General features: G+C 40.8%; 6 protein-coding genes and 1 rRNA gene. 6 read left to right on the forward strand and 1 reads right to left on the reverse strand.

Translation table 11 applies throughout. From position 1 onward, the window contains the following. The first annotated feature begins 51 nt into the window (after positions 1–51). The 5 genes from dprA to GWI97_RS06605 are packed head-to-tail and all read left to right on the forward strand — an operon-like array spanning position 52 to position 3,421. Complete coding sequence (dprA, locus tag GWI97_RS06585; RefSeq protein ID WP_036933198.1) at positions 52–1,197, forward strand: DNA-processing protein DprA; 1,146 nt, start codon at positions 52–54, stop codon at positions 1,195–1,197. A gap of 17 nt (positions 1,198–1,214) precedes the next feature. Beyond that, positions 1,215–1,772 carry a DNA topoisomerase family protein gene (locus GWI97_RS06590; protein WP_036933197.1) on the forward strand — a complete coding sequence of 186 codons (558 nt, stop codon included), beginning with the start codon at positions 1,215–1,217 and terminating at the stop codon, positions 1,770–1,772. Next, entirely contained in the window at positions 1,765–2,334 is a 570-nt protein-coding gene (gene tsaC / locus GWI97_RS06595) for an L-threonylcarbamoyladenylate synthase type 1 TsaC (protein WP_036933195.1), read from the forward strand. The genes GWI97_RS06590 and tsaC overlap by 8 nt, the downstream gene beginning before the upstream one ends. 5 nt (positions 2,335–2,339) lie before the next feature. Next, entirely contained in the window at positions 2,340–3,164 is an 825-nt protein-coding gene (gene aroE, locus GWI97_RS06600) for a shikimate dehydrogenase (RefSeq protein ID WP_036933194.1), read from the forward strand. Continuing rightward, a complete protein-coding gene (locus GWI97_RS06605) occupies positions 3,161–3,421 on the forward strand; it encodes a DUF1488 domain-containing protein (RefSeq protein WP_036933192.1) in 261 nt (86 codons plus the stop codon). Before aroE ends, GWI97_RS06605 begins: the two co-directional genes overlap by 4 nt. Here GWI97_RS06605 and GWI97_RS06610 read toward each other — a convergent pair. Continuing rightward, on the reverse strand, positions 3,397–3,960 hold the full coding sequence (locus tag GWI97_RS06610; protein WP_036933191.1) for a gamma carbonic anhydrase family protein: 564 nt from the start codon (positions 3,958–3,960) through the stop codon (positions 3,397–3,399). The genes GWI97_RS06605 and GWI97_RS06610 overlap by 25 nt on opposite strands. A gap of 622 nt (positions 3,961–4,582) precedes the next feature. On the opposite strand from GWI97_RS06610, the gene GWI97_RS06615 reads away from it, so the two are divergent. Further along, a 16S ribosomal RNA gene (locus GWI97_RS06615) occupies positions 4,583–6,125 on the forward strand. Positions 6,126–6,177 lie beyond the last annotated feature (52 nt).

The raw sequence follows: 6,177 nt of genomic DNA on the forward strand, positions 1-6,177 counted from the left end.
TGGTGTGTTTAGCACTCATCCTGTTTGCTAAAAATAACATTAGGATAATGCATGGATGTCAGAGAAATATGGATAAGACTTAATGCTATTTCAAGATTACCGACTAATAAAGCCATTCAAATTGCAAAATATTTACAATCTGTCACACAACTCACTTATAGACAATTAAAAAGTTGTGGCTTGTCAGAACAGCAAAGTCATCAATTTTTAAGACTTCATGCAGATGCTGTCAATAATACATTAAAGTGGTTAGATAAAAATGAATCATCATTATTAACGATTACGGATTCAGATTATCCACCTTTATTAAAGCAAATTTCATCACCACCACTTTTGCTTTTTGTTGCAGGAAATCGAAAACATTTAATCAGCACACAAATTGCATTAATAGGTAGCCGAAATGCAACAGCATATGGTACTAAATGGGCGACTTACTTTGCACAAGAACTGGTAAAGAACCAATTCACTATTACGAGTGGGCTAGCTCAAGGTATTGATGGAATAGGGCATCGAAGTGCACTAAATAATAAAGGTGTCACTATTGCCGTACTTGGAAGTGGTTTAGAGCATATTTATCCTTCGTTCCATCGTACTCTTGCAACACAAATAAAAGAGTCTGGTCTTCTAATTTCTGAACATTTACCCATGACTCCTCCTTTAGCGCGTTATTTTCCTCAGCGTAATCGAATTATTAGTGGGTTAAGTGCTACATTGCTTATTATTGAAGCAGGAATTAAAAGTGGCTCTTTGATTACAGCTAACTATGCATTGCAGCAGGGTAAGGAATTGTTTGTTTTACCAGGGCTATTAGGCGATCTTCATTTTGAAGGTAATCATCAACTTATTAAGCAAGGTGCAAATTTAGCATCTTCACCAGATGATATTTTAGAATATTTAAATAGTTCTTTGCAGTGGCTTACTTGCGAATATGAATCGCCGCAAGAACAGATAGATGAAAAACTTATACAGCTCTCTGATAATAAAAAAAAGGATATCCAAAGGGAGCAACTTACGCCAAATCAACAATTAGCGATTGATATGATATTACCTTTCGTACGTTTTAATGAAATAGTACCTATTGATATAATTGCTCATGATAGTGGATTATCAACATCTGAATTAGCTCCTCTTTTATTAGAACTTGAGCTTATAGAAAAAGTCGTTATTGTGGCTGGTGGCTATACTCGATTGGAATAAGTGTATGAGGTAAAATAATGGTAAAAAATATGCCGTTTACACAGCAACCTGAACAGGACAAATGCCCTGAATGTGGCAGTGAGTTGGTCATGAAAAATGGTGGTCATGGCCCTTTTTTAGGATGTTCTGCTTATCCTAAATGTCACTATATAAAAACATTAAAATCGCAAGGTGATGGTCAAATTATAAAAATTCTAGAAGGGCAACCTTGTCAATGCTGTGGTGCTGATTTAGTGTTGCGTCAGGGTAAATTTGGCATGTTTATTGGTTGCAGTAATTACCCAGAGTGTGAACACATAGAACAAATAGATAAACCTGATGAAACCATTATTCCTTGTCCTCAATGCGGAAAGGGGAAATTGTTACAACGCAAGTCTCGGTTTGGTAAAACATTCTATGCTTGTAACCGATATCCAGAATGTCAATTTGTGTTAAATAATAAACCTGTTAATGGTGAGTGTGAGTATTGTCATTATTTATTATTGATGGAAAAAAGGTCTTCTCAGGGAGTAAGATTAGTGTGCGCCAGCAAATTATGTGGGAAGCCGCAAACAAAAAGAGAAGAACATGAATAACGAAGCATCACCTGTAAATAATACTATTATAGAAGCACTACATAACAATAAAGTTATCGCATATCCAACAGAAGCTGTATTCGGGGTTGGTTGTGATCCTGATAATGAACATGCTGTTATGGCACTATTAGCACTAAAGCAACGCTCAATCGAAAAAGGATTAATTTTAATTGCTGACAATTATGAGCAATTAAAACCTTACATTGATGATAGTGCATTAACACCTACTCAACGAGACAGAATGTTTGCATCTTGGCCAGGGCCGGTTACATGGGTCATTCCCGCCAAGTCGACAACACCAAAGTGGTTAACTGGGAGGTTTTCTTCTTTGGCAGTGAGAGTGACAGATCATGCCATTGTTAAAGAGCTCTGTTTGGCTTATGGAAAACCTTTAGTGTCAACTAGTGCTAACTTAAGTGGATTGCCACCATGTCGTACAGTTGAAGAAGTAAGAGAACAATTTCAGGACATCATTCCTATTGTTGAAGGGGATGTTGGTGGTCGGCAAAATCCTTCTGAAATTCGAGATGTGTTAACGGGTGAATTATATCGACAAGGGTGATTGTAATGGAAAAATATTTAGTGATGGGAAATCCTATCGAACATAGCCAATCACCTTTTATTCATCAGTTTTTTTCAAAACAAACAGGAATAGAGTATGGCTATGGGCGTTTACTTGTTCCTTTGAATGAATTTGATAAAACAGCCTCTCGTTTTTTTGCGAATGGAGGACGAGGTGCTAATGTTACAGTTCCTTTTAAAGAAGAAGCCTTTCGTTTTGTAGATAAATTGACAGATAGAGCAAAGGGATGTGGTGCAGTTAACTCTATTGTTAAACTGGAAGATGGTTCACTTCTTGGTGATAATACAGACGGGCAAGGGCTTATTTTGGATCTAGCCAGGCTTGATTTTATTGTGCCTGGCAAAGTTGGGTCCGTTTTAGTGATTGGTGCTGGTGGTGCAACGAGAGGAATATTGCTTCCATTACTTGATTATGATTGCGATATTACCTTGACTAATCGTACATTCACTAAAGCTGAGCAACTGGTAAAAGAATTTAGCCAATTTGGGACGATTAGAGCGATTGCTCCTAAAGATGTTGCTGATAGACATTATGATTTAATCATAAATGCATCTGCATCTAGTATGACTAATGACTTACCGCCTATTCCTAATGATGTATATGGCTTTGAAACCGCTTGTTATGATCTTTATTATCAAGCAGGCATGACATCATTTCTATACAACGCATTAAAACATGGAAGTACACGTTTATCTGATGGATTAGGCATGCTTGTCGGGCAAGCTGCCTATGCATTTGAACTATGGTATGAGCGTGTGCCAGATATTAACCCTGTCTTAACTGTTTTGAGAGAAAAATTGAATCAATGAACCAGTCTATTCAATTCCCAGAGCGTGAAACATGGTTAGCTGAGACTCATTGTGTTCTTTTTCCTGTTATGATCAATGGAATGCTTTTTAATTGTCAAATTACGGAGCAAGAGCTTATTGAGCGTTTTGGTATTGGAGACGGAATATTATTATTTAAACAAAATCGTTGGGACATTGAAGAAGAATTTGAAGAGCTGGTCACTGAGTATGAGTTATCAACTCTTCACCCTATTTATTCTTTATCAATGGCTGATTGATGAGTATCTAAATAATTATTTTTCCACTCAACATAATTATTAGCAGAATAGATAAAGTGTTCTATCTCTTCTGATGAGAGTGGGCGAATTTTTTTAGCAGGACTTCCTAAGTAAAGAAAACCACTCTCAAGTCGTTTTCCTGGTGGAACTAAACTGCCAGCGCCAATCATGACATTGTCTTCAATAATTGCACCATCAAGTAAAATAGATCCCATTCCAACTAGTACACGATTACCTATTGTGCATCCATGTAACATTGCTTTATGTCCGACAGTGACATTATCACCAATAATAAGAGGAAAACCTTCAGGATCATTGTGGGAGATATGAGTTACATGAAGAACGGAACCATCTTGGATGTTTGACCTTTCTCCAATACTGACGTAATTCACATCGCCACGAATAACCACCATTGGCCAGATACTGACATCTTTGCTAATACGCACATCACCAATGACAGTTGCTGTTTCGTCGATAAAAACATCTTTATCAATAGAAGGTGAAAGGTTTAAATAGTTCCTGATTGTTGATTTCCCCATAATTTAACCTCGTACTTGATTTTACTTTATAAAATTAAGAAAAGCATAGCAGTGGATGGGGGGCGTTGACGAGAAAATGATCTTTTCTATGCGTTACTATAAATATTGAAAATCTGCTAATAAAGCGGAAACAGAGCAATAAAACATGATTAATAGAATATACCGAATAGACAATAAAAAGATAAGGTGTATATTTTTTGTACGCAAAAGGTGTTTTTAGTATCAAAAATAGACGCAAAGTTCAAAAAGAGAACGAACAGAAAAAAAAATGAAATAAACACTTGCGCTAATCCGAGATCTCCCTATAATGCGCATCCACTGACCGACGATGAGCTGACAACAGCCACGAAGGACAGCGAAGAGAAAAGAAAAAAGTTTGAAAAAACTCTTGACTCTTCAGAGGAATAACGTAATATACGCCTCCTCGCAACAACGCAGAAGACCGGAAACGGCAGCGAATGTTGCACTGCTCTTTAACAAATTATCAGACAATCTGTGTGGGCACTCGCAGAGACGATATCTTCTAAAATATTAGATGTATCAAGTCTTGAAGAGTGAACAACAAAAGTAAATTCATTTATGAATAGCTAAGTTTTCGATTTCTTTGAGCATCAAACACTTTTAATTGAAGAGTTTGATCATGGCTCAGATTGAACGCTGGCGGCAGGCCTAACACATGCAAGTCGAGCGGTAACAGGAGAAAGCTTGCTTTCTTGCTGACGAGCGGCGGACGGGTGAGTAATGTATGGGGATCTGCCCGATAGAGGGGGATAACTACTGGAAACGGTGGCTAATACCGCATGACGTCTACGGACCAAAGCAGGGGCTCTTCGGACCTTGCGCTATCGGATGAACCCATATGGGATTAGCTAGTAGGTGAGGTAATGGCTCACCTAGGCGACGATCTCTAGCTGGTCTGAGAGGATGATCAGCCACACTGGGACTGAGACACGGCCCAGACTCCTACGGGAGGCAGCAGTGGGGAATATTGCACAATGGGCGCAAGCCTGATGCAGCCATGCCGCGTGTATGAAGAAGGCCTTAGGGTTGTAAAGTACTTTCAGCGGGGAGGAAGGTGATAAAGTTAATACCTTTATCAATTGACGTTACCCGCAGAAGAAGCACCGGCTAACTCCGTGCCAGCAGCCGCGGTAATACGGAGGGTGCAAGCGTTAATCGGAATTACTGGGCGTAAAGCGCACGCAGGCGGTCAATTAAGTCAGATGTGAAAGCCCCGAGCTTAACTTGGGAATTGCATCTGAAACTGGTTGGCTAGAGTCTTGTAGAGGGGGGTAGAATTCCACGTGTAGCGGTGAAATGCGTAGAGATGTGGAGGAATACCGGTGGCGAAGGCGGCCCCCTGGACAAAGACTGACGCTCAGGTGCGAAAGCGTGGGGAGCAAACAGGATTAGATACCCTGGTAGTCCACGCTGTAAACGATGTCGATTTAGAGGTTGTGGTCTTGAACCGTGGCTTCTGGAGCTAACGCGTTAAATCGACCGCCTGGGGAGTACGGCCGCAAGGTTAAAACTCAAATGAATTGACGGGGGCCCGCACAAGCGGTGGAGCATGTGGTTTAATTCGATGCAACGCGAAGAACCTTACCTACTCTTGACATCCAGCGAATCCTTTAGAGATAGAGGAGTGCCTTCGGGAACGCTGAGACAGGTGCTGCATGGCTGTCGTCAGCTCGTGTTGTGAAATGTTGGGTTAAGTCCCGCAACGAGCGCAACCCTTATCCTTTGTTGCCAGCGCGTAATGGCGGGAACTCAAAGGAGACTGCCGGTGATAAACCGGAGGAAGGTGGGGATGACGTCAAGTCATCATGGCCCTTACGAGTAGGGCTACACACGTGCTACAATGGCAGATACAAAGAGAAGCGACCTCGCGAGAGCAAGCGGAACTCATAAAGTCTGTCGTAGTCCGGATTGGAGTCTGCAACTCGACTCCATGAAGTCGGAATCGCTAGTAATCGTAGATCAGAATGCTACGGTGAATACGTTCCCGGGCCTTGTACACACCGCCCGTCACACCATGGGAGTGGGTTGCAAAAGAAGTAGGTAGCTTAACCTTCGGGAGGGCGCTTACCACTTTGTGATTCATGACTGGGGTGAAGTCGTAACAAGGTAACCGTAGGGGAACCTGCGGTTGGATCACCTCCTTACCTAAGAGATACGTGTTATGTGCAGTGCTCACACAGATTGTCTGATGAAGAA

Source organism: Proteus sp. G2300, assembly GCF_009915965.1.
GTDB classification, from domain to species: domain Bacteria; phylum Pseudomonadota; class Gammaproteobacteria; order Enterobacterales; family Enterobacteriaceae; genus Proteus; species Proteus vulgaris.